Origin of the sequence: Streptomyces sp. NPDC002055 (assembly GCF_040296705.1) — a bacterium.
GTDB lineage: Bacteria > Actinomycetota > Actinomycetes > Streptomycetales > Streptomycetaceae > Streptomyces.
The window spans coordinates 25,999-47,777 of sequence record NZ_JBEOXS010000033.1 but is presented as its reverse complement, the minus strand read 5'-3'; the positions used below and the strand labels follow the sequence as shown (position 1 = coordinate 47,777).

The 21,779-nt window shown below is 70.4% G+C and carries 20 protein-coding genes; 14 read left to right on the top strand and 6 right to left on the bottom strand.

Features of this window, described 5'->3' with window-relative positions; genetic code table 11:
• Positions 1-46: 46 nt before the first annotated feature.
• Entirely contained in the window at positions 47-973 is a 927-nt protein-coding gene (locus ABT112_RS21230; RefSeq protein ID WP_351511794.1) for a DUF5655 domain-containing protein, read from the bottom strand.
• 1,233 nt (positions 974-2,206) lie between these two features.
• On the opposite strand from ABT112_RS21230, the gene ABT112_RS21225 reads away from it, so the two are divergent.
• On the top strand, positions 2,207-2,347 hold the full coding sequence (locus ABT112_RS21225; protein ID WP_351511793.1) for a hypothetical protein: 141 nt from the start codon (positions 2,207-2,209) through the stop codon (positions 2,345-2,347).
• Positions 2,348-2,664: 317 nt separating this feature from the next.
• On the opposite strand, the gene ABT112_RS21220 is transcribed toward ABT112_RS21225, so the two are convergent.
• Both ABT112_RS21220 and ABT112_RS21215 read right to left on the bottom strand, forming a co-directional pair.
• Positions 2,665-2,895 carry a DUF397 domain-containing protein gene (locus ABT112_RS21220; RefSeq protein ID WP_351511792.1) on the bottom strand — a complete coding sequence of 77 codons (231 nt, stop codon included), beginning with the start codon at positions 2,893-2,895 and terminating at the stop codon, positions 2,665-2,667.
• Positions 2,892-3,752, bottom strand: a complete 861-nt coding sequence (locus tag ABT112_RS21215; RefSeq protein WP_351511790.1) for a helix-turn-helix domain-containing protein — start codon at positions 3,750-3,752, stop codon at positions 2,892-2,894. Before ABT112_RS21215 ends, ABT112_RS21220 begins: the two co-directional genes overlap by 4 nt.
• Positions 3,753-4,033: 281 nt before the next feature.
• On the opposite strand from ABT112_RS21215, the gene ABT112_RS21210 reads away from it, so the two are divergent.
• From ABT112_RS21210 to ABT112_RS21155, 12 genes are all read left to right on the top strand, one after another.
• Positions 4,034-5,035, top strand: a complete 1,002-nt coding sequence (locus ABT112_RS21210; protein ID WP_351511788.1) for an NUDIX domain-containing protein — start codon at positions 4,034-4,036, stop codon at positions 5,033-5,035.
• 34 nt (positions 5,036-5,069) lie between these two features.
• Positions 5,070-6,950, top strand: coding sequence for a radical SAM/SPASM domain-containing protein (locus tag ABT112_RS21205; protein WP_351511786.1), 1,881 nt, complete (start codon positions 5,070-5,072; stop codon positions 6,948-6,950).
• Positions 6,896-7,576, top strand: coding sequence for a hypothetical protein (locus ABT112_RS21200; protein ID WP_351511784.1), 681 nt, complete (start codon positions 6,896-6,898; stop codon positions 7,574-7,576). Before ABT112_RS21205 ends, ABT112_RS21200 begins: the two co-directional genes overlap by 55 nt.
• Entirely contained in the window at positions 7,573-8,304 is a 732-nt protein-coding gene (locus ABT112_RS21195; protein WP_351511782.1) for a hypothetical protein, read from the top strand. The genes ABT112_RS21200 and ABT112_RS21195 overlap by 4 nt, the downstream gene beginning before the upstream one ends.
• A gap of 5 nt (positions 8,305-8,309) precedes the next feature.
• Positions 8,310-8,954: an AAA family ATPase gene (locus ABT112_RS21190; protein WP_351511780.1), complete on the top strand. Its 645-nt coding sequence runs from the start codon at positions 8,310-8,312 to the stop codon at positions 8,952-8,954.
• Positions 8,954-9,820 (top strand): protein kinase domain-containing protein, encoded by an 867-nt coding sequence (locus ABT112_RS21185; RefSeq protein ID WP_351511778.1) that lies wholly within the window; start codon positions 8,954-8,956, stop codon positions 9,818-9,820. Before ABT112_RS21190 ends, ABT112_RS21185 begins: the two co-directional genes overlap by 1 nt.
• Positions 9,821-9,917: 97 nt before the next feature.
• On the top strand, positions 9,918-10,049 hold the full coding sequence (locus ABT112_RS21180) for a hypothetical protein (protein WP_351511776.1): 132 nt from the start codon (positions 9,918-9,920) through the stop codon (positions 10,047-10,049).
• A gap of 112 nt (positions 10,050-10,161) precedes the next feature.
• On the top strand, positions 10,162-11,070 hold the full coding sequence (locus ABT112_RS21175) for an aKG-HExxH-type peptide beta-hydroxylase (RefSeq protein ID WP_351511775.1): 909 nt from the start codon (positions 10,162-10,164) through the stop codon (positions 11,068-11,070).
• A complete protein-coding gene (locus tag ABT112_RS21170; RefSeq protein ID WP_351511773.1) occupies positions 11,067-12,371 on the top strand; it encodes a serine hydrolase domain-containing protein in 1,305 nt (434 codons plus the stop codon). Before ABT112_RS21175 ends, ABT112_RS21170 begins: the two co-directional genes overlap by 4 nt.
• Positions 12,372-12,878: 507 nt before the next feature.
• Positions 12,879-13,157 carry a helix-turn-helix domain-containing protein gene (locus ABT112_RS21165; RefSeq protein WP_351511771.1) on the top strand — a complete coding sequence of 93 codons (279 nt, stop codon included), beginning with the start codon at positions 12,879-12,881 and terminating at the stop codon, positions 13,155-13,157.
• Positions 13,158-13,284: 127 nt separating this feature from the next.
• Positions 13,285-14,547 carry a tyrosine-type recombinase/integrase gene (locus tag ABT112_RS21160; RefSeq protein WP_351511770.1) on the top strand — a complete coding sequence of 421 codons (1,263 nt, stop codon included), beginning with the start codon at positions 13,285-13,287 and terminating at the stop codon, positions 14,545-14,547.
• 795 nt (positions 14,548-15,342) lie between these two features.
• Positions 15,343-16,770, top strand: coding sequence for a nucleobase:cation symporter-2 family protein (locus tag ABT112_RS21155; RefSeq protein ID WP_351511768.1), 1,428 nt, complete (start codon positions 15,343-15,345; stop codon positions 16,768-16,770).
• 235 nt (positions 16,771-17,005) lie between these two features.
• Here ABT112_RS21155 and ABT112_RS21150 read toward each other — a convergent pair whose 3' ends face one another.
• From ABT112_RS21150 to ABT112_RS21140, 3 genes are all read right to left on the bottom strand, one after another.
• Positions 17,006-17,674, bottom strand: a complete 669-nt coding sequence (locus ABT112_RS21150) for a transcriptional regulator (protein WP_351511766.1) — start codon at positions 17,672-17,674, stop codon at positions 17,006-17,008.
• Between the two features lie 354 nt (positions 17,675-18,028).
• The gene (locus tag ABT112_RS21145; protein WP_351511764.1) at positions 18,029-18,241 is read right to left on the bottom strand and encodes a hypothetical protein; all 213 of its coding nucleotides are present in this window, start codon (positions 18,239-18,241) and stop codon (positions 18,029-18,031) included.
• 285 nt (positions 18,242-18,526) lie between these two features.
• Positions 18,527-19,732 carry a hypothetical protein gene (locus ABT112_RS21140; RefSeq protein ID WP_351511762.1) on the bottom strand — a complete coding sequence of 402 codons (1,206 nt, stop codon included), beginning with the start codon at positions 19,730-19,732 and terminating at the stop codon, positions 18,527-18,529.
• 365 nt (positions 19,733-20,097) lie between these two features.
• Here ABT112_RS21140 and ABT112_RS21135 point away from each other — a divergent pair, with 365 nt between their 5' ends.
• Positions 20,098-21,720, top strand: coding sequence for an alkaline phosphatase D family protein (locus tag ABT112_RS21135; protein WP_351511760.1), 1,623 nt, complete (start codon positions 20,098-20,100; stop codon positions 21,718-21,720).
• The last annotated feature ends 59 nt before the right edge of the window (positions 21,721-21,779 follow it).

Genomic DNA, 21,779 nt, shown 5'->3' with positions numbered 1-21,779 from the left:
CGCAGCTTCGGCGGGACGACTCCTGGAACCTGGCACAGCCAGATGCTCAGGCCACCTCGAACGTTCGCCGGATCAGCGGGCCCGCCCTCTCCAAGTCAGCCGCCGAGGAGATGCGTACCTCCAGATCACCGGTCCCGAGGTGGCCGATGCCTCGCATGTCCCGGGTGAAGCCCTCCTCCAGCGTGACGGTGTCTGGGTCGAGTCTGAGGTAGACCAAGATCGCTTCGTGCTTCGGCCTGAAGACCACCGATGCCATGTTCATTAGTCGTCGGTAGGCGATGTAGTGGCGGAGAGATGCCACCTCGACTCCGTCCCACGCCGTTAGAGCTTCGTCCAGCTCCGCGTATAGGTCCCGCAGACGCTCCGGGACGAGACCAGGCCCCACCAGAACCGGTGCCACTGGCGTGCTGTCGACCGCCGTGTCCCGCTCTCGGTTCCGCCGAGACGGAGCGGCGCTCGGCGACCCGGGGGAGGAGTCCACCAGCAGCAGGCTCAGCAGGCCGCCCTCGAAGACGCGGTAGCGCACCAGGTCGATCCGCTCGGGCAGCCGCTGCACGGCAACGCGGTCGTGATGGGAGAAGCCAGCCGCGATGCAGACCATCCGCGGACGACGCCAGTCGATGGACGCGGCAGCCTCCGCGCCCAGCACCCTTCGGACGAGCGCCTCGAACTCGTGGTGCGCCGAATCCAGCCAGGACATGTAGGAGACGGCCTGCGACAACACCCCGCTGTCGGAGCCCTTCTTCACCTCGATCACCACCGGGCTGCCGTTCTCGTCCAGCCCGAGCGTGTCGATCCGCCCCCGGTGCCACGGACCGGTCGGGTACTCCGACGCCAGGAACCGGATGCCGAGCATCTGCTCCATGCCGGCCTCGACCCGCCGCTGCAGCTCCACCTCCAGCGCCACCGTCGAACCGGACAGCTCCACATCCCGCCCATCCGCGTCCCGCCGGAACAACATCAGCTCGGCCACCAGCCAGCGCCCCCTTCCCATGATCTCTGCAAGAAGACCAATCGACGGAGGGCCTGGGGTATTCCGCCTGAGCCGGGGCGTCGGTTTCCGCAGCGTCAATGCGCGCGTTGAGTTCGTGTCCACCCCCCCCGCCAGTAGGTCGGCCATGGGGGCGGTTGCGGACCGGTGACCAAGCTGTGGCCGAGGGCTCAGGACTGCGCTGCTCTCCGGCTCGATGTACCGGAAGTCGCTTTTCCGGAAGAAGCTGGTCCTGGTGTTCGCCGTGTCGGCGCGGAAGCCCATCTGCGGGTGCTGGTTCGGCCTCTATTGACGGATGCGCCAGTTCTAGGGCTTCACCGGCTGCACCGCAGGTCAGCGTATACAGGAACCCCTGGCTCTTGTTAGAGGAAAGGGGCCTTCCTGATCTTTTGCTTGCGTCCCCGGGAGAGCTGGTCGAGCACCGGCCCGGCATCTGTGGGCTGTTGTCGTCCTGCCTGTGTTGGTCGAACTGGAGGGCGCCAGATGCTCGTCCGAGGTGGTGGCACACAGGGGCGGCTTCCGGCCTGCCTGACTATTGGCCAACGGTCGACCGCGCGAGCGTAAGGGAGCGCGACGAATCGTACCTAGTCGGTCAACTTCGCGATCATCCCAGGTGGAGACGTTCTCAGCCGAGGTCCGGATCTGGCCCGCCTCGGATCGTGCTGCTGCATATTGGCAACGCGGCAAAGAGGCTGCTTCGGCTCACCAGACGGGAGACCTCTGCGGGTCCGATGCTTTTCGGCCAAAGGTCCAGGGGGTCAAACCCCCTTCTCGACTGAGGGGGTGCAGAAAGGCCAGCAGGTCATTGACCTGCGTGTATTCACTAGTTTTCGATGGCCTGATCTGCCCGCCCCAGGCCGCGGCACTACGGTCCTGGGTGGTAGCAGCCGCCCGGCACGACTGCGAGTTGTTGCTCGCTGCCTTGGTAACCCCTCAATCGCCAGAATGGAGGCTCGTGTTGAGCGTAGCCAAGCCTTCCGGCTCGGTTCCTGGCCGTGGCTTTGAGTTCCGGCTTCCGCCACAACACCAGCCGGACCGTCGTCCCCACCGGGGCACGAAGGCGACTTCGGCCGACTGACCCTCTCAGCACGCCGACGACGGCTTGGTCAGCTGGCTCGAACGCCCCTAGGCCGACCGCATCCACGAACTTGCCGGGTTCCTAGGCCGCCCAGCCCCCGCCGGACCAACAGCACCCCGAAGAACGGAGTACCCACCATGCACAGTAGCCGCCGCACTCGGCAGTGGATCGCCCGCCGCCGCGCCGCCCTGCTCTCCAGCGCCCTGCGTGGCGCCGCCTACGCAACCGGCACTGGTGTCGTCAGCCTCGCCTTCTACCTGATCCAGCAGCAGCTCTGATCACCAGGCGCCCCGACCGGACGCCGAAGGCGCCTCGGCATGAGACGCCGGCCCCGCGCCACGCCGCCAGGTCGTCGCCTGTTGGATGTCGACAAGCGCGTGGGCTGCGGTGACCGAACGAGACTTCGTGGTGCCAGCATGTCAGCGGAGGGTCGCTACGTGCTGAGTGGTGACGTCCGCCGGTGGACAGTCGGTGGACAGATGCCTTTGGACAGTGCAGCACGGGGTGGCACGGCCCAATTCGGTGCATCTGTTCTGATCGGCGGAAGCGTCACGAGGTGGCACCACGTAGCACCAGGCAACATGACTGCTCACGGTCAGGGCCTGCGCAGTTCGCCGCGCATGATTCCGGTGACGAAGGTGTCGTACTCGCCGTCATCGAAGATGTGCGGCGGCTTGTGCTTGTTCTTGGAGTCGCGGATCGCGACGATCCCGCTATCGAGGAAGGCGACCTCTACGCAGTTGGTTCCGCCGCTGCTGGCGGTTTGCCACTCGGCTCCGTCGAGCTGACTGGCGAGCCAGGCGGGGTCGAGGTCGTTCTTGTTCATGACGCGAGTTCCTTGGCGATCGTCTTGAGCAGGGACAGGGATGCCTTCTGGCTGAGGGCATCGGATTTCAGGTGGTTGCTGGTAGTGCGGTAGACCTCGACCGACTCGGGGTCGGTGAGGTGCAGGCGTGCACGGGTGGCTTCGATCGTGACGGTGTCGGCTCCCGTGGCGAATGACATCAGCATGAACGGGCCGTCCATGCCCGCGTGCGCCCCGGCGCTCAGTGGCAGGACCTGGATTGTGGTGTTCGGGTCGTCCTTCAGTAGGTCGATGAGGTGCTCGACCTGGGCCTTCGCCACGGCCCGGCCGCCGACTTCCTGGCGCAGGAGCCCTTCGGGCATCACGGACCAGATTTTCAGAGGAGGCTGTCGCTCGGTCATCGCCTGGCGGTGCTCGGCGCGCATGGCGATGAAGCGCTCGATGTCCTCGGCAGTGGTCCAGGCCCGGCTGCCTTCGACGATCGCCCGTTCGTATGCGGGGGTCTGGAGCAGGCCGTGCAGGGCTCCCGAGTTCCAGTGGAACAGGTCGAGGGCTTCCTCGATCTCGGTCAGGTAGTCGCTGAGGGGGTCATCGACGACGCCTTCGTAGCGCTGGTGCCAGTCTGGTTCGCCGGCTCGGCGGACCAGTTCGCGCCACTGTTCGCGCCGGGCCTCGTCGTGGATCTGCAGAACCTCGAAGAAGTGAGCAAGGGACTGGAGCTTGACGCCCTGGGTTCCGTTCTCGATCTTGCTGACCGTCGACAGCGCCCGGTAGCCCAGTCGCTGGGCCGCTTCCTCCTGGCTCCACCCCAGTGCCTCGCGGGCGCGACGGATCTCGGTCCCGAGGCGCCTTCGGCGCGGGGTCGGCTCGACGGCCATTGCACCTCCCGGTTGGCAACCGTGCAGGGAAAGGGTAGTGCCCGCGCCAGTAGGTGCATATGACAGATCGCTAAAAGGAAACACTTTCCTCTCTGGCTCTCTTGCCCTTCTGCCATGGTGGGTTCATTATCGAAGCCCGGCCGAGCTCAGAGTGCCCTTGTGGGCACGGAGTGCGACGCTCCGCCCTGTATTCGCAGTGATCGGGAGGGCTCATGTCTGCCGCGACGTTCGATCGGTTTGGCGAGTTCCGCATGGTCCTCCCCGTGTTCCGGCCCGAGGTGATGAGGCACGTAAGCGAGATCGTGCGGGCTCAGCTGCGGATGTGGCGCAAGAGCGACTTCAGCGACGTGGCGGAGCTGGGGGTGACCGAACTGCTGACCAACGTCCTCCTGCATGCCGGAGGCGGGGGTGAGCTGTTGGTGCGGGAGACCTCGGACGGGATCCGTGTCGGTGTCACCGACTTCGACGGCCGACTGCCACACGCCCGGGAGCCGAAGCGGGACGCGACCGGCGGGCGAGGGCTCCATCTGCTCGTGCGCCTTGTGGATGAACTAGAGACCGAGGCCCTTCCGCGGGGCAAGGAGATCGGGTTCAGCCTTCCCCCCGTTGCCCGTGAGGGCGCAAGCGCCGTGGAGCAGTCCTCTCGGTGGCCGCGACGTCCAGCCGATCAGCCGATCGCCCCACGGTCCGAGCGTCGTGGAGCGGTGGCGCAAAGAGGAATTGACGGCACATCAAGGGTTCTAAACTCGTGGGTTCGCTGGCGCGGCCTCACCGGCAGGCCCCAGGGGCCGGAGCTGCGGTCCCGTGCGCTCCCGGCGATCATTTCCGACCACGTGGAGGATGTTCCGATGCCCGAGAAGGTCACCAAGGAGAAGGTGCTCGTCTACGTCGTGCGCGACGGGCGGCTGCTGGTGTTCCGGCACACCGACTACAGCTACGAGGAGGTCGGCATCCAGGTCCCGGCCGGCAGCATCCGCCCCGGGGAAACCCCGGAGGCCGCTGCGCTGCGGGAGGCCCGGGAGGAGACCGGCCTGAGCGACTTCAAGATCGTGCGCAAGCTCGGCGAGACCGAGTACGACATCAGCCCGTACCGGTTCGAGATCCAGCACCGGCACGTCTTCCACCTGGAGCTCACCGAGCCCACCCCGGAACGGTGGATGAGCCAGGAGGACCACGACGGGGAGCAGGAACCAACCCACTTCGAGTGCTTCTGGATTCCGCTGGAGGCTGCACACATCCTCCAGTCCGGCCAGGGCGCCCTGCTGGGACGCCTGTCTGACTGATCCCGACCGGTCACGGCAGCAAGGGAGGCAGCCGATGCACCGCACCACCGAACAGCACCACCCGATCGACCGGCTCTACCGGAGCCTTCAGCCCGAGGACACCAGCACAGCGGTGTCGGTCATCGTCAAGCTGCGCGGGGAGACCTGTGACATCGACTGCCCCCACTGCTACGAGAAGCGCAAGGAAGTGCCCGGCGGAGCGAGGATCAGCCCCGACCAGATCGGACAGCTGGCCCGGCTCTTCCGGCACCGTCCGCTCGCTGTCGAACTGCATGGTGGGGAACCGCTGACCGCCGGCCGCGAGGCCATCGCCGAGATCCTGCGCGAACTCGCAGCCCAGCCCCAGGTGGTGCGCGTGTCGATGCAGACCAACGGGGTCCAGCTCGATGGGCAGTGGCTCGACCTGTTCGACGAGCTCTGCCCGGACTTGCAGATCGGCGTCTCCTTCGACGGTGACGCCCGGGGCAACGCCTGGCGCGTCGGTTATGACGGCGAGCCCGTCTACCCGCGCGTCGCGGCGGCCCTGGAGCTGCTGGCCGAGCGGAGCCGCAAGGTCGGCGTGATCGCCACCGTGACTCCGGCGGTGCTGGGCCGGGCCGAGCAGGTGCTGGACCACCTCGCCTCCTTCGAGGCGGTCAACGCGGTCAGCTTCGTGCCCTGCTTCGACAGCACCATCCGCCGCTCCACCGCGGTGCGGGCACGGCGCGTCCCGGCCAGCCGCCTGCTCCAGCAGGCCGCCCTCTCCGGCGTGGGCGGTCCGGCGTGGGCGATCCACCCCGACGAGTACGCCGAGTTCGTGCTGGCCGTCACCGCCCACTGGATCAGCGCCGGGCACTTCACCCGCCTCAAGCTGGAGCCGACCGTCTCCACGATCCGGCGTCTGCGGGGCTTAGACAGCGGCTTCTGCCACTTCTCCGACCTCAAGTGCGACCACGTCTTCACGCTCTACCCCGACAGCCGGTTCGGCAGCTGCGACGAACTTCCCTGGCCCCAGGCCCGTCTGGCCCAGCTCGACGAGGTCACTGGCCAGCCCGAGTTGGCCCGCCTCCAGCAGGGCTCCCTCCTGCTGAACCAGGGCAAGGCGCTGATGGCCAAGTGCACGAGCTGCGACTACCGCAGCACCTGCGGCGGCGGGTGCATAGCCACCCGCTGGCGGCAGGACCCGGCCGCGGACACCGACGCCTACTGCGACTACCGGATGCGCATGGTCGACGGTATCGCCGCCCTCCTCGCCCAGCCCGCCCACCCCGACGGTGTCTGGTGCCAGACCCTTCGCTGGCAGCCCCGCACCCCCAACAGCATGCGCGACGTGAACGCCTTCATCGCCCGCTGGGACAATCCCGCCGCCACCCGCGCCGAGGTCCGCCTGCACGCCAGCGAGCACGGCAACATCAACACCGTCGGCCTGCCCGGCGTCCACGAGGCCGACGACCTCGACCCCGCCCACCCGAAGTGGCGCGAGGCGATCGAACCCCGCATCTGGCCCCTGGTCGACGCCCTCACCACCGGCTGGGGTCTGATCACCTATGACAGCTGCCAGGGCCACCAGTACGGCGGCCTGGACCTGGCGCCCGCGGCACTGCGGGTCGGCCTGCTGCCGCGTGACCGCGCCGAGTACGCCCGCACTGCGGCGGCCCTGTGCCGCGCGGCGGGCACCGTCTCCGTGCCGCCCGGCGGCATCGAGATCCGCGTCGCTCGCTCCGAGCTGACCTGCGAGACCACCGGCACCAGCGCCCCGGTCCTTGACCTCAGCCTCCATCCGGACCACCGACAGGACTGGGACGCCTACTTCGCCCACCTGGACACCGCCGCCCGCGCTCTGGCCGCCGCGCTGACAGCCGAGCAGCCGGCGGGCACCACGTGCGCCTGCCCGCTCCCGGCACCCGCCGCCGCATCGACGGCGGTGACGGGGTGAAGCCCGGCGACGAGGCGACCGTCCATCAGCTGCTCGGACGCATCGCCTACTTCCACACCCTGTTCATCGAACCCTCTCTCGCCCCGGCCCCGGCCGCGACCAGCAGCGAGCCCTGCTGCAACCACCGCACCCCGCCCTGCCCTGCGCGGCCGGAGGCGGGCGGGATGCTGGCGGACACCGCGTGGGCCGTCCTCGACGAGATCGCCGCCGCCCTCGGCGCGAGTGCCGGGCGGTGCCCGTCGCACGGTACGGACTGCTGCCCGACGTGCCGCGTCGCGGAGTCGGCCGCCGCCGTCGCCGAGACCTGGCTGGTCACCGAACACCGCGCCTACCGGCGGCCCGCACCGCATCGCCGCACCCGGCGGGCGTGCCGTCAGGCCGCCGCCGCCCGCCTGGCCCGGACCTTCGTCCACCAGCACCACGCGCCTTGCCCGCCCCGGCCCGCCGCCGAGGCGACAGGGGGCTGGCTGCTGCCCGCCACGGACGAGCTGCCGCTGACCGGCGAACTCCTCGCCCTGTGGCGCGACCCGCTGGCCGACGGCGGCCCGGTCGTCAGCTGGCTCAACCACTGCACCGACCTTGACGACATCCGCCGCGTCCTCGAAACAAGGAGGCCCACCCCGTGATCCACGTAGCCGAGACCGTCGGCGTCGGCAGCATCGAGAACTTCCTCAACCCCGCCGAACGGCTCCACCTCGCCACTCTGATGCACGACTTCCTGGCCGCCGACGACGCCAACCGCTTCGGCAACGAGCGCCGCACCTCCATCCACGAGATCCCCGGCCACAGCCACGAGCAGGCGATGGCCGTCTACGAGCCCGCCGGACGCATCGAGATCCCCAACATCCCGCAGGCCGCGGAGAAGATCCTCCAGGACTCCTTCGAGCGCGCCCGCCCGGCCCTGGACCGGGTCATGCCCTCCATCACCATGTGCCGCCCCTGGACCTACGTCGAGTACGGCGAAGGCCAGCACATCACCAGCCACCTCGACGGCATCGCCCCCGACCCGCTCGCCTGGCCCCGCCAGATCGCCGGCATCAGCGTCATCATCACGGCGGCCGACGCCGGAGGCGACTTCTACGTCGAGACCACCTCCCACGACCGGCTCTGGGACCGCCAGGCTCCCTCCCCGGCCGCGCACGGCTACGCGGAAGGCATGTGGCTGGCCCACGACGGCGCGGACAACTCCGCCGCTTGGTTTCAGCAGATGTCCCGAACCCGCTGGTCCGTCGACCCGGCCCTCGGCACCGCGCTGCTGTACGGCTCCCAGCTCGCCCACGGCACCCTGCCGGTCACCGCCGGGCGGTGCGCGAAGTTCATCAGCTGGCTTGCCGCCGAGGACCCGAGGAGCTGACACCCGTGCTCGTGGCCCTGGAAGGATTACCCGGCGCCGGAAAGAGCACACTGCGCGACCGGCTCCTGGCTGATGCCCGTGCCCGAGGCATCCCGCTCGATCACACCGGCCAGTTCTCCTGGCTCTCCCTGGCCGCCACTCGCACCCTGGTGAGGCTGCGGGCCGGAGTGCAGGCCGACGACCCGAAGGACGCGGTCGAAGCGGCCTGCCGGGACCTCACCCTCCACGCCCGCTTCAACCTCGCCCCCGCCCTCGCCCGCGGCCCGGTGATCGCCGACCGGCTCAGCCTGTCCACCGCCTGCCTGATCGCCCTGGTCCACCGGCGCCCGGTCGCCGAGTACGTCGAGCGTCTTGCCGAACAGCAGCAAGCCCGCCCGCAGCTGACCGTCCTGCTGACCACCGACCCCGACCTGTGCCAGGCCCGGCTCGAAGGCCGCCAGACCGCACCGCGCTTCACCGACCGCCCCGAGATCGCCGCACCTCTCGCCGACCTCTACCGGCAGGCCGCCACCGCCTGGAGCCGCTGCACCGGCCTCGAGGTCTGGCAGCGGCCCTGCACCACCAAGGCAGACCTCGACGAGCTGGCCACCGACTGCCACACCCACCTGCACGGCTCCACCCGACCGCCCACGACCACGGAAACGAGCTGATGAACCTCCACCCCCTCCACCCCGCCGCGTGGATCCTCGACCAGCTCCGCGTGGACGGCTGGCAGGTGAGCGACCTCCTGGCGTTCACCCGCGCCAGCACCCTGGTCACCGCCCGCCCTGACAGTGGCCGGCCGGTCGTGCTGAAGGCCGGCTTCGGCAGCAACCACGTCCTGGCCGAACTCCCGGCCGACCAGCAGCCCGCGGCATACGGCTTCTACTGGTACGCGCAGATGACCGCAGCCGAACGCGCCCTGGCCCGGGAGGACTTCCGCCACGAGGCCGACCTCACCCGTGCCGTGGCCGGCGCCGACCACGTCGTCCCGCTGCTCGACCAGGGCCACGGCGAGCGGTTCGACTGGTACACCATGCCGCTGTGCGACGGCGGGAACTTCCGCACCTTCATGGCCTCCGGCAAGGACACCGGCGAGGGCCTGGACATCCTCGCCGACGTCGCCGAGGGCCTGGCCGCACTGCACCAGCGCGGCATCGTCCACCGGGACGTCTACCAGGAGAACATCCTCATCCACCAGGGCCGCGGGCTGATCACCGACCTCGGCGCCGCCCGCCGCCTGGCAGCCGAGCGCGGGCCCGAGCACCGCGGCCCCGAGGTCCACTGGCCGCCGGAGTACCTCACCGGCTACCACCAGGCGGGACCTGCGGCCGACGTGTTCAGTCTCGCCGTCCTGGTCTACCGCTACCTGTGCGCGGACATCCCCCGCCTCGGCGGCCACCCCAACCTCGCCCTCGTCCCGGCGGTGCTGCGGCCCTTGGTCGTCGCCGCGCTCGCCGACCAGAGCAGCGACCGGCCCGCCATGGCCGACCTCGCCGTCGCACTCCGCATCGCCGCCCGCACCGTCCAGCACTGACCGGGGAGGCCGCCGTGCCCAGGACGAGATCACCGCCCGCTGCCCGAGCACCGACGCGAAGTGCACCAACATCACCAACCGGAAGGGAACCACCGCCATGGACCGCATTTCCGAGTTCCTGGACGCCGTCGAGGACCTGCGCGGCGAGGACGAGACCGTCCGTACCACCGCCCACACCTCCAGCGTCTCCGCCGAGGGCTGGCCGGCCGCCGAGACCGACGCCGCCTGAACACCCCTAACTGTCCGGCACGCTGAGCGCCGACGGTGACCAATCCGGGGCCGGGCCCGACCGCGGCAGGCCCGGCCCCGGGCAACCCCAGCCCCCGAACAGGAGGACGCACGTGAACGACCCCGGCCTCTTCGACTTCCCACCGACCACCCGCTTGCACCGTGAGCGCACCCGCAAGATCCACACGATCCTCAGCCCCGACGCCCAGCCTCAGCCCTCGGGCCTCGGGCCTGCCGCCGACTACTGCCTGGCCCACCACGCCCTCGAAGGCGCCGAAGCCGCTGCCCGCTCCGGCGAGCGGACCGTCTTCGACTGGTACACCGACCACCCACACGCCGAAGCCGCCACCCGATCCACCCCCACCACCCTCGGCCCGCGCATCGTCGTCGCCCCCGATCTCACCGGCCTGCCCCGCTCCCCGATCTCCGAGACCCCGTACTACGTGCTCGGCCCCGGCACCGAACCCGCACCGCCCTCCTTGCGGTCGCTGGCGGCCGGAGCGTTCGGCACCGCCGCCCAGTCCGGCTTCGGTGCCCTGCTGGCCGCCCATGCCGTCGTGGTGGTCCTGCTCCGGGCCAAGCAGCTCGGCCAGGTCCTCGACAGCTGGACCCTCACCCGCCTGCCCGGCACCGTCTTCCTCGACCACGTCACCGAGCGGGTGGTCCTGGCCCGCGACTTCATCCACGAAGCCGGACACAACTGGCTCAACGACGCCCTCACCGCCACCGGCAGCAAGATCGACGACCAGGCCGCCTTCCACTCCCCGTGGAAGCAGAGCATGCGGCCCGCCTTCGGGTTCCTCCACGCCTGCTGGGCCTTCCCCCTCACCATGCTCTACACCGCCCGCGTCCTGGAGCACACCGACGGCGACGTGCAGCGCTTCCTTGCCGCCTACCTCGACCAGCAGCGGCACCACCTTGCCGCCACCGCCGCCGACCACCCTCACGCACTTGAACTCGTCGGCCACGAGGGCCTGCGCGAACGCCTGGCCGCCGTCCACCAGCAGGCGCTCGCCCTGTGACCGCCGACCGCCCCGGCGCCCCGGGCCTCACCCTGTCCGTCCGCCGCCCCGGCCAGGAACCGGCCTGTCGCCACTTCGGACTGGCCAGCGTCGAGCACCAGGTTCCGATCGGGCCCGGCACCGTGTTCAACACCGGCTCCGTCGCCAAGCAGATCACCGCCCACCTGGTCCTGCTCGCGGCCCGCGACAGCCTGATCCACCTCCACCAGCCGGCCGCCGACCTCCTGCCCCGCCTGAAGCCCACCGACGTGACCGTCGCCGACCTGATCACCCACACCTCCGGTCTGCGCGACGCAGAGTCCCTGCTCTCGCTGGCCGGACTGCGCGACCTCGACCACTACACCGCCGACGACCTGCGCACCCTCGCCTACCGGCAGCGCGCACGCGCCGTGCCCGAAGGCCGGTTCCTCTACAGCAACACCAACTACCTCCTGCTGGCCGAACTCATCGAGACCGTCCACCGCACCGATCTGCCCGCCCTCGCCCGCCGCCAGGTCTTCACCCCGCTCGGCATGCACGCCACCCGCTTCCGAGCAGACCCCCGCCAGGTCGTCCTGGACGCCGCAGCTGCCTACCGACCCATCAAGGACGGCTGGCAGCACACCCAGCCCCCCGTCGCCCTGCCCGGCCCCGGCACCCTGTTCACTACCGCCTACGACCTCGACCGCTGGCTCGGCAACCTCCACCACATCTGGCAGCAGGACAACACCCCGCTGCCCTGGGCAGAGACGATCGGCTACCAGACTGCCGACCACCAGCCGTACCTGTACGGGCCCGGCCTGTACGCCGACCCCCGCCCCGGGCACACCGCCGTCTTCCACTACGGCCACGAGCACGGCTTCTCCGCCGCCACCCACCTCACCCGGGAGGGCCTGCGGATCGTCTGCCTCGCCAACACCACCGACCTGGCAGCGGACCATGCCGTGGCGGCCGTGCTCCGCGCACTGGATGAACACCCCGGCCAGGACCTCCACGAGCTGCTGCCCCTGGTGAGCGGGAGTACGCGACGGCCGGCCCGGCCCGCCGCTGACGGCCGCCAGGACGACGGACGGGGCCACCGCGAACTCGGCCGCTTCACCTGCGACGAGGTCCCGGGAACCCTTCGGCTCACCCGCACCGGCGACACGCTCCACCTGTGGCGCCGCGGCAGCGCCGACCGCCTCGCCCCGGCCGGTCCCGCCACCTGGGCGGGCAACGGCTACAACCTCACCCTGCCCGGCCACACCGACGACATCGCGAGCTTCACCCTGGACCTCGACCGAGCGCCTGGCCTCGCCTACGTCCGGCTGCGACCGTCGTGACAGCCAAAGCCGCCTGCGGCCCATCACCCCGGGCCCGCCGCCCGATCCCCGCCTGTTCTCACAACTCGACCACCACCGTGTGGTCGTCGACCGGGGAAATCCTTCAGTGCTCGACGTAGACGTGCTCGTGATCCCCGGCATCGCCGAGTTCGCCCGGGGCGGCCTTCCCACACCCGCCCAGACGGACGACGGAAACCCCCGGGTGGACGGGGTCTGCGGCTGTACTGCGGCTGGCGCTGCACCCGTGTCCTGTGGATCGGCCCCGCGAGCGTCGCGGGAATGAACGCGCCCATGTTTGCCTGCGGGCCGTGCATCGCTGCACTCCAGGTGTGACACCAGGAGCGCATGGTCTCCGTCGCGGCGGATATCACAAAGATTCAGCTGCCCCAAATCGCTGATTCTCCGGATCCTGATGCACCTCGCCCGTAGACGTGCGCGGCAGCTCAGCGCACAGGCGACGGGACGGAACGTCCGCTGCTTCGACAGCGCTTACCTCGGAGACACACGATGCGCAACCAGTTCAAGCCTATCGTTGAGGCTGCCTTCATGAACGTTCAGACCGCAGCTATGTATATGGGCATCTCGGTGAACACCCTTTACGTATGGCGCCACCGCCGGCAAGGGCCGCCCAGCTTCCGAATGGGGCCCGGTGGGCGGGTCATGTACCGCCGCGACCTGCTAGATGCGTGGCTCAGCGAACAACAGCAGGCGGACTCGCGGACGAATCAGACTCTAAATCCGCTGAACAAAGCACCGCAGCAACGCGAACGACGTCGCGCTGCTTGACCTGGGAGAACGGTTCCGAAGAGTTCAGCAGGGCTCGGAATTTCATGCGCACAGGGATCGTCTGTGTGTCTGATCGCGGCGCAACCCACGCCGCGCTAGCTACGACCAGGCCAGGGAGAAGGCGCACATGGCGGGCTACATAGAGGACCGGTGGCTGAAGAAGCGGCCGAACAAGGAGACGGGCAAGCGCGAGCGCACCGCGCTGTGGGGCAAGTGCACGCGCTACCGTGTCAAGGGGATACCGGGGGTCCGTGACCGGTCCTTCGATACGGTCGCGGATGCCAAGGCCTGGCTGGCCGAGACGCAGACCGACTCGCGTCGAGGGGACTTCGTCGACGCGCGAGATGGTGCGATCAGCCTTCGTGAGTATGTTGAGAAGCACTGGTGGCCATCCCAAGTGCATCCAGCCCAGACGCTGGAGAGCATGAGGCACCGGATCTGGGGGCAGGTGCTGCCGCACCTCGGGGAGATGGCGCTCAAGGACATCGGCGTCTCGGAGCTGCGTAAGTGGTCGGCCGACGTGCAGCGAGCGGTGGCATCGAGCACGGCCTATGTCGCCTGGGTGTACCTCAAAGCGATCATGCAAGCCGCGGTTGAGGACAAGCGGCTGTACCGCAACCCGTGTAAGGGCAGCAGCTCGATCAAACCGCCGACGAAGCCGGAACGCAAGGCTCGCGCCTGGCAGCAGGATCGTGTTGACAGCGTGCGAGAGGAGCTGGCCGACCGGTACCGGATTGCGCTCGACCTCGGGGTTGGGTGTGGACTCCGGCAGGGTGAGGTGTTCGGCTTCAGTCCAGACGATGTACACGGCGACTCCGTGCACATAGAGCGCCAGATTCTTATGTACAAGTCGCAGCTGTACTTCGGCCCGCCCAAGGGCGGCAAGGAGCGCGACGTGCCCCTGCCGAAGTTGCTTGCGAAGCGGCTCCTCGCGCACCAGGAGCACTTCGAATCGATCGACGTGACCCTGCCGTGGCTGGATCCCGAGGAGCCCGACCTTGCACGCGAGGACCGGCGCAAGGTGACCGTACCCTTGCTCGTCTACACCGGTCGGCGCGGCGCGATCAACCGCGCCACCTGGAACACCAAGGCATGGAAGCCCGCGCTGGCCGAAGCGGGAGTCATCCCGCCGCTGCCCAAGCGCCAGCCGGGCGAGAAGCCGTCGCGCGTATGGGAGCCCAGCCGCGAGCACGGCTTCCACGCCCTGCGTCACACGTACGCCTCGGTGATGCTCGAAGCCGGTGAGTCGATCGTCTCGCTCGCGAAGTGGCTGGGGCACTCCGACCCGGCGTTCACGCTCCGGACGTACACGCACTTCATGCCGCAGGCCGGCGCGCGTGGGCTGTCCGCCATCGAAGCATGGTTCACGGACTCGGCCGAAAGTCCCTGAGGAGTCCCAGAGGACGAAGCCAGCCACCGGATGCCCGTAAACATGCAGGTCAGAGCGCTATCGCTACCTGAGCGGGGCAGAACCCGGCGTACAGCTCGACTCGTCTGCCTCCCACGCCTCCGGCCTGCGAGCCGTCTGGCCTGCGAGTCCTCTGGACGGATGCGTCCCGGGGTGCGGTTGGGGGAGGATCCGGGGATTTCCGGCGCGCACCGCGCATCCCCGCGAGCCCACCTCACGCCCCCTCAGCAGGTGCCGGTGCACCGAGGCCGAGCCCCCGTTCGCCCGCTGCGTCCCCTCGCTCCGGACCGCCCCGTCGTGCCGACCGGCGAACTCCGGGACCGCGGCAATGCCTCCGCAATAGCGGTCATCGGCCGGGCAGAGAAATCACGGAACGCGCCCCGGACTTGGCCGCCTTCCCGCGGAGGAGGGGGCGCGTGCCGCGGTTGCGGAATTCAACTTTCTCCGTCGCCGATTTCCGCGGGCCGGGCCATCGAGTGGAGCTCTGGCCAAGGTTACTCGCGAGGAGGCCCGGTGGTCCCCTAGGGTGATCGCCGATCGGCCCCCGCTCGCCTGCGGATCCAGATGACAATTCGGGCTCTTTCTGCTGATCCACGGATGTCCCGCCATCACGGGATGTACCTGGTGCGGCCGGAACGGCGTGGTGTCGGCGATTCCGGACGGGCGTCGGCCGTGCAGGTATCACCGGTCGCCGTACCGTTCCCGGGACTTCGCATCTCCCGGGACTCCGCTCGGCGGCTCCTTCTCATTCACCTACCTCGCGGAGGCAAGGCAGAGATGGCGCGAATTCCACAACAGAAGAACGGCGGGGCCGGGCAGGGAGTTCACCCTGTCGATGAGGTGCTTCCCCTTCCGAAGCTCTCCCTCTACGGCTTCCAGCACATTCTTGCGTTCTACGCCGGCGCGGTGATCGTGCCGATTCTCCTCGGCAACGCGCTGGGGCTGTCCCATGAAGAACTGGTCTATCTGATCAATGCGGACCTGCTCACCTGCGGTATCGCTTCGATCATCCAGGCCCTCGGCATCTGGCGAATCGGTGCCCGGCTGCCCCTTGTTCAGGGTGTGACCTTCACCGCGGTCTCACCCATGATTGCGATAGGCATCGGCGCGGGCGGCGGCACCGCCGGTCTTCTGGTGGTCTACGGCGCGGTGATCACAGCGGGTATCGCCACGTTCCTGTTCGCGCCGTTCTTCAGTAAATTGGTGAAGTTCTTTCCGCCGATCGTCATCGGCACGATTCTCACCATCATCGGCCTCACCCTCATCCCGGTGGGCCTGCAGGACGCGGCCGGCGGCGCGAATCTGATGGGTGAAGCGGCGTACGGTTCCCCGAAGAACCTCGCCTACGCCCTCGGCACGCTGCTCTTCATCCTGCTCGTCGTCAGGCTCGGAAAGCCGTTCCTGAGCAGCGTCGCGGTGCTGATCGGCCTGGTCTTCGGCACCGCGGTGGCCTGGCTTCTCGGCGATGCCGACTTCGGCGCCGTGGGCCAGGCCGACTGGTTCGGCGTCAGCACGCCGTTCCACTACGGCATGCCCAAGTTCGAACTCTTCCCGATCCTCGCGATGACCGTCGTCATGCTGATCACCATGGTGGAGACCACCGGTGACGTCTATGCCATCGGCGAGATCACCGGCAAGAAGGTGGACGGCGAAACGGTCGCCGGCGCCCTGCGCGCCGACGGCATCGCGACCGTTCTCGGCGGCGTCTTCAACTCCTTTCCCTATGTGGCCTTCGCGGAGAACATCGGGCTGGTGCGGATGACCCGGGTGATGAGCCGCTTCGTCGTGGTCGCGGCGGGCGTCTTCATGATCATCCTGGGGCTGCTGCCGAAGGCGGGCAGCCTGGTCGCCGCCATTCCGCATCCGGTCCTGGGCGGTGCGGCGGTCGCCATGTTCGGCATGGTGGCGACGGTCGGCATCCAGATCCTGGGCAAGGTCGACCTGCGCGAGGAGCGCAACGCGCTGATCCTGGCGGTCAGTCTCGGCGCCGCGCTGCTGCCCACCACGGTCGCGCCGTTCTTCGACCGGATGTCGGACGACCTCCAGGCGGTCCTCGACTCCGGGATCACCCTGGGCGGCCTCACCGCCATCGTGCTGAACCTCTTCTTCAACGTCTTCACCCGCCGTACGGCGATGGAGATCGACTGGGACGAGATCGAGCGGGACGGCCCGGCCGACCCGCAGCTGGGCACCGCACAGCGCTGAACCCGCTGCGGGCCGGGGCCGGGGGCAGTCCTGTGCCCCCGGCCCGCAGGGCGCCGTCCGCGCCCCGTTGGGTGTTCGTGGGTCCGCGGGGGTGTCGTTCGTGCCCGCGGTGCCGTCCCGGCCTCGCAGGGAACGCCGCCGGGAGGGCGCCGGACGCTCTGCGGAGAGCCGCCGAGTGCTCAGCGGGCAGCCGCCGATCGCTCCCCGGGCGCGGAGCCGTGGCGGCCGGGTCCGCTCAGAGGACGGTGTTGAACGGGGGCACCTCGCCCGCCTCGCCCACCAGCTCCCAGAAATGATCCACCAGCCGGCGCAGATAGGCGGAGCGCTCCGCGGCGACCTCCTTCAGGCGGGCGTCGTTGTTCCGGGCCACGACATGACCCATGTAGCGCTCGGAGAACTCGGCGAACTCCGCGTGCATCGTCCGCAGCGCGTCGCTCACCCGGCTCTCGTTGATCGCGGCGATCTCCGCCACCGGGGCGATGTGGGACTTCCATCGGCCGTCGATGGCCGACCGCAGGTGGTCGGCCAGCTCGTCCACCCGGCCCATGATGCCGACGAGTTGGCGCAGGGAGAGTCCGAGCGTGTCCACCAGGGCCCGGGTCTGCCGGTAGTCGCCGTCCCAGCGCTGCGCCGCCTCGGCCGCCTGGTACTCGGCCACGGCCATCCCGATCCGGCCGGCCAGGCGCTCCGCGCTCAGCTGGCGGGCCAGCCGGTGTTCGGCGAGGGTGCGCGGCTGCACCCCCATCAGCACGGTCGCCGGGCACCAGAGCGTGTCGGCCAGGGCGAAGAGCTGCGGTTCCGTGGGGATGTGCGTGCCCTGCTCCCAGGCGACCACGGCTTCGGGAGGGATGGGGACGCCGCACGCCCCCATGGTCTGTGCGACGTGAACTTCTGTCAGGCCCATGCGAATGCGAGCGGCTCTGGCCTCGGTGGGGGAGAACGGAGTTCTGAGCACGTACGAGACACCTCGCTGCACCCATCCGGACATATGGGTGCTTGGGGGGAGGGGCAGGTGGAGGAACATCCAGGAGCGGGCAGATTAACAGATGATCCATTGGTAGGAAGTGCCAGCTTCCCTTCGATCCCAAGGTGAATGCAGGAACTTTCAACTACTCGCTGGTATTTGCCCCGGCCCCGCGTACCGTGCCGAATCCGATGCTCTGGGGCGGACCGGCGGAACTGTCGTTATCCGTACGCCCTTTGCTGGACATTCCTTGCGTCTGTCCGCGCTGTTGTCCAGAGGCCCGGGAGCTTTTCGTTACGCCGTGGGCCTGGGCCAGTGATCCAGGTCGCCGCCGCGCCACTCGATCACCGTCGGGTCGTCGAGCGTGGGATCGAGACCGGCCTCGCGCAGGAACTCGCACACGTCCCCCCGGCCGTGGGCGAGGCCCACGATCTGTCCGTGCACGGTGATGCGGCGCCCGCCCGACGGGGACGGCGGGTGCACGATCACGGGCGGGTGCTCGGTCATACGTACAGGGTGCTGCGCGAGCCGCCGGGGCGCATCCCGGTCGGCCGCCGGGCGGGCCGACCCCCACGGCGGGCCGATCCCGGCGAGAGGCCCCGGACCGGTCCCGGCTCTCCTGCGCACACGGGGTGTGAACGCCGCACCGGTGGACGGTCCGCGCGCACCCTGCCGGGGTGCCGGCTCGTGCGCTTCACTCGGACCGTGGCCGCCGCTTCCCGCGCCGCGGCCCGCCCCGCCCCCGTCGCGCCCCCTCCATGCCCCCGCGGCGGAGGGCGGGGGTCCGCGGCGTCAGCCGGTCCCCTGGGAGCCGCCGTCGCTTCCGGAGGGCGGGTTCGCCGGCGGTGTGGTCTCGCCGGACGGGGCGGAACCGGGGGTGGACGTCGGCTGGGCGGGCGGCGACTCGGCCGGCGGCTGCGGCGGGACGCTGGGCCCCGGTACGGGCGCCGTGGCCGACGAGCCCGGCGGCTGCTGCGGGACGGGGTGTCCGTCCCGGCTGTCGGGGGACGGCGAGCCCGAGCGGTCGCCCGGCTCGTCGGAGGGGCCGTCGGACGCCGAGGGTGATGCCGATGCCGACGTCTCGTGGGAGAGGCTGCCCGGCCTGTCGTCGCCGGGGGCGCCCGCCGGGCCGCCCGGTACTCCCGTGGCCTCGACGGTTCCCACACGCCGCGGGTCGTCGTCCGCGGGGGCCGCGTTCGGTACGCCGGGCAGGGGGAGGAGGGTGCTGGGTGCGATCGGTGTCGCGCCCGTCAGGCTGAGGACCAGCCCGGTGGCGTAGAGGGCACAGACGGCGCCCACGGCCCGGCCGGTGCGGCTCATGCTCCGGATGCGTCCGACGGAGACCCGTCCGTGCGCGCAGGGCGCCGCGGGGGCCGCGCCGGCCGGTGCCGCGGCGGCAGCGGCGGGCGCGGGGGCCTCGGCGGGTGCGGACGCGGCAGCCTTCCCGGAGCCGGAGCGCGACCCGGAGTCCGGGCCGGAGCCGGAGCGGGGCACGGAGTCCGGGCCGGAGCCGGAGCGGGGCACGGAGTCCGGGCCGGAGCCGGAGCGGGGCCCGGAGTCCGGGCCGGGCCCGGAGGCTGGGCCTGGGGTGGGCGCGGTCGCCGGGGCGGGCTCCGCCGCTGCCCCTGCCCCTGCCGCTGCTCCGGCGTCGGCCTTCGCGGCGGATCGCCGCCAGCCTCGGCCGGCGGGCCTCCGGCCGTCGGCGGCCTTCCGGCCGGTGCTCGCCGCGGGCTGAGGTGCCGCCTTCGCCGTCGGCCTCCGGCCGGACTCCACCTCGGTCCTGCCGCGGGCGTCCAGCGCGGTCGTCGGAACGTCCGATCGCACGGAGCGGGGCGGTGCCGGGCCGTCGTCCGGCTCGGAGAGGGAGTCCACGGACTGCTCCGCGAGCCGATCGCCCGGCGCGGGCGCAGGCCAGACGACGGGCGCCGGCTCGGCTGTGGGGGTGGTCGGCGGGCGCGCCTCCGGGGAGGGCTCCGGCGGGTTGTGCCTGGGGAACATGAGCGGCAAGGTAACGCCCCGCAACTGGATTCAGCGGGTGATTACCCCACTCAGTCGAAATAGCCCGCCAAATGGTCGAATTCGGCCACGCCCGATGTGTGGCGCCGATCAGCCGTCGGCCGCCAGGGCCCGGACGACCGCTCTGCCGATTCCCGACCCGGCGCCGGTGACCGCCGCGGTCCTCGGGCCGGTCTCGCTCTCCGCGATGGCCCGCAGAGTACGGGACAGCGGCGGGATTGCCCCCGAACGCCCCTTCGGGAGGCGAAGCTCATCGACTCGCCATGTACGTGTTGTGCCCGCGACAACACGCGGCCTCTCCCCGGCACTGGAATTCCGCAGTACAACACCCGTCAGGGGAGGGGCAGATGACTATCCCGTACCGCACGGAGCTCCGGGCCGCCGCCGCACACCTGGGCCGGCGCCGCTTCCTCACCGTCACCGGCGCGGCCGCCGCGCTCGCCTTCGCCACCAACCTTCCGGGCACCGCCGACGCCGCCGCTCTCGACGCGCGCCGGGCGCTCACCGCCGATCCGTTCACCCTGGGTGTCGCCTCCGGCGACCCGCTCCCAGGCTCCGTCGTGCTCTGGACCAGACTCGCCCCCGAGCCGTACGAGACCGGGGGCGGCCTGCCCGCCGCCCGCGTCGACGTCGACTGGGAGATCGCGCGCGACGAGCGCTTCTCCCGGGTCGTCCGCCGCGGCACGGCCACCGCGCACCCCGAGTTCGACCACACCGTGCACGTAGAGGCCGACGGCCTCGCCCCCGACTGCGTCCACTACTACCGCTTCCGGGCCGGCTCCTGGATCAGCCCCGTCGGCCGCACCCGCACCGCACCGGCCGCGGGTGCCCGGCTGAACGACCTGCGCCTCGCCGCGGTGTCCTGCCAGGCCTACCACGACGGGTACTTCACCGCGTACCGGCACCTCGCGGGCGAGGACCTCGACGTCGTGTTCCACCTCGGCGACTACCTGTACGAGTACGCCGTCGACGCGGCCGGCGGGGCCCGCAAGTACACCGACCGGAAGCTTCCCGCGGTGTTCAACCGGGAGACGGCCACCCTGGAGGACTACCGGCTCCGGTACGCCCTCTACAAGAGCGACCCGGACCTGATGGCCGCCCACGCCGCGCACCCCTTCGTCGTCACCTGGGACGACCACGAGGTCGAGAACAACTACGCCGACGACGTTCCGGAGGACGGCGGGCCGGCCGCGGACTTCCTGATCCGCCGGGCCGCCGCCTACCGCGCGTACTGGGAGAACCAGCCGCTGCGCCGGCCGCAGCGGCCGAGCGGCCCGGACATGCGTCTCTACCGGCGGCTCGGCTTCGGCCGGCTCGCCCGGTTCGACATCCTCGACACCCGCCAGTACCGCTCCGACCAGGCCCAGGGCGACGGCTGGCAGGTCCCGGGGCCCGAGGCGGAGAACCCGTCGCGCACCCTGACCGGGGCCGGCCAGGAGCGCTGGCTGCTGGACGGCTGGCGCTCCTCGCAGGCCCTGTGGAACGTGCTGCCCCAGCAGGTCACCTTCGCCCAGCGGCGGTCCACCACCGACGCCGACTACAAGGTGAGCATGGACGCCTGGGACGGCTATCCCGCCTCCCGCCGCCGGGTCCTCGCGGGGGCGCAGGCGGCCGGGATCGACAACCTCCTGGTGCTCACCGGCGATGTGCACGTGAGCTACGGGATGGACATCAAGGCGGACTTCCGGGACCCGGGCAGCCGGACCGTCGGGACGGAGCTGGTCACCACCTCGGTCTCCAGCGGCAAGGACGGCGCCGACCGGCCCGCCAACTGGGCCACCTACATGGCGGCCAACCCGCACATGAAGTGGTACAACGGCCGCCGCGGCTACCTCACCGTCACCCTCGGCACGGCGGAGGCGCGCGCCGACTTCAAGACCCTCAAGGCGGTGACCACCCAGGGGGCGGCGCTGACCACGGCGGCGTCGTTCGTCACCGAGGCGGGGTCGCCGGGGCTCGAACCGGCCTGAGGCTACCCGGCCTTCGAAGATTGACGTCGGCGGTCATCTGCGGTCCGAGGCCTGTGCTG

What these genes read in the sequence shown, in the direction of transcription:
- ABT112_RS21225 (WP_351511793.1), top strand. Translation starts at nt 2,207, where the DNA reads ATGCACAGTAGCCGCCGCACTCGGCAGTGGATCGCCCGCCGCCGCGCC.
- ABT112_RS21220 (WP_351511792.1), bottom strand. Translation starts at nt 2,895, where the DNA reads ATGAACAAGAACGACCTCGACCCCGCCTGGCTCGCCAGTCAGCTCGAC.
- ABT112_RS21215 (WP_351511790.1), bottom strand. Translation starts at nt 3,752, where the DNA reads ATGGCCGTCGAGCCGACCCCGCGCCGAAGGCGCCTCGGGACCGAGATC.
- ABT112_RS21210 (WP_351511788.1), top strand. Translation starts at nt 4,034, where the DNA reads ATGAGGCACGTAAGCGAGATCGTGCGGGCTCAGCTGCGGATGTGGCGC.
- ABT112_RS21205 (WP_351511786.1), top strand. Translation starts at nt 5,070, where the DNA reads ATGCACCGCACCACCGAACAGCACCACCCGATCGACCGGCTCTACCGG.
- ABT112_RS21185 (WP_351511778.1), top strand. Translation starts at nt 8,954, where the DNA reads ATGAACCTCCACCCCCTCCACCCCGCCGCGTGGATCCTCGACCAGCTC.
- ABT112_RS21180 (WP_351511776.1), top strand. Translation starts at nt 9,918, where the DNA reads ATGGACCGCATTTCCGAGTTCCTGGACGCCGTCGAGGACCTGCGCGGC.
- ABT112_RS21165 (WP_351511771.1), top strand. Translation starts at nt 12,879, where the DNA reads ATGCGCAACCAGTTCAAGCCTATCGTTGAGGCTGCCTTCATGAACGTT.
- ABT112_RS21160 (WP_351511770.1), top strand. Translation starts at nt 13,285, where the DNA reads ATGGCGGGCTACATAGAGGACCGGTGGCTGAAGAAGCGGCCGAACAAG.
- ABT112_RS21155 (WP_351511768.1), top strand. Translation starts at nt 15,343, where the DNA reads ATGGCGCGAATTCCACAACAGAAGAACGGCGGGGCCGGGCAGGGAGTT.
- ABT112_RS21150 (WP_351511766.1), bottom strand. Translation starts at nt 17,674, where the DNA reads ATGGGCCTGACAGAAGTTCACGTCGCACAGACCATGGGGGCGTGCGGC.
- ABT112_RS21145 (WP_351511764.1), bottom strand. Translation starts at nt 18,241, where the DNA reads ATGACCGAGCACCCGCCCGTGATCGTGCACCCGCCGTCCCCGTCGGGC.
- ABT112_RS21140 (WP_351511762.1), bottom strand. Translation starts at nt 19,732, where the DNA reads ATGTTCCCCAGGCACAACCCGCCGGAGCCCTCCCCGGAGGCGCGCCCG.
- ABT112_RS21135 (WP_351511760.1), top strand. Translation starts at nt 20,098, where the DNA reads ATGACTATCCCGTACCGCACGGAGCTCCGGGCCGCCGCCGCACACCTG.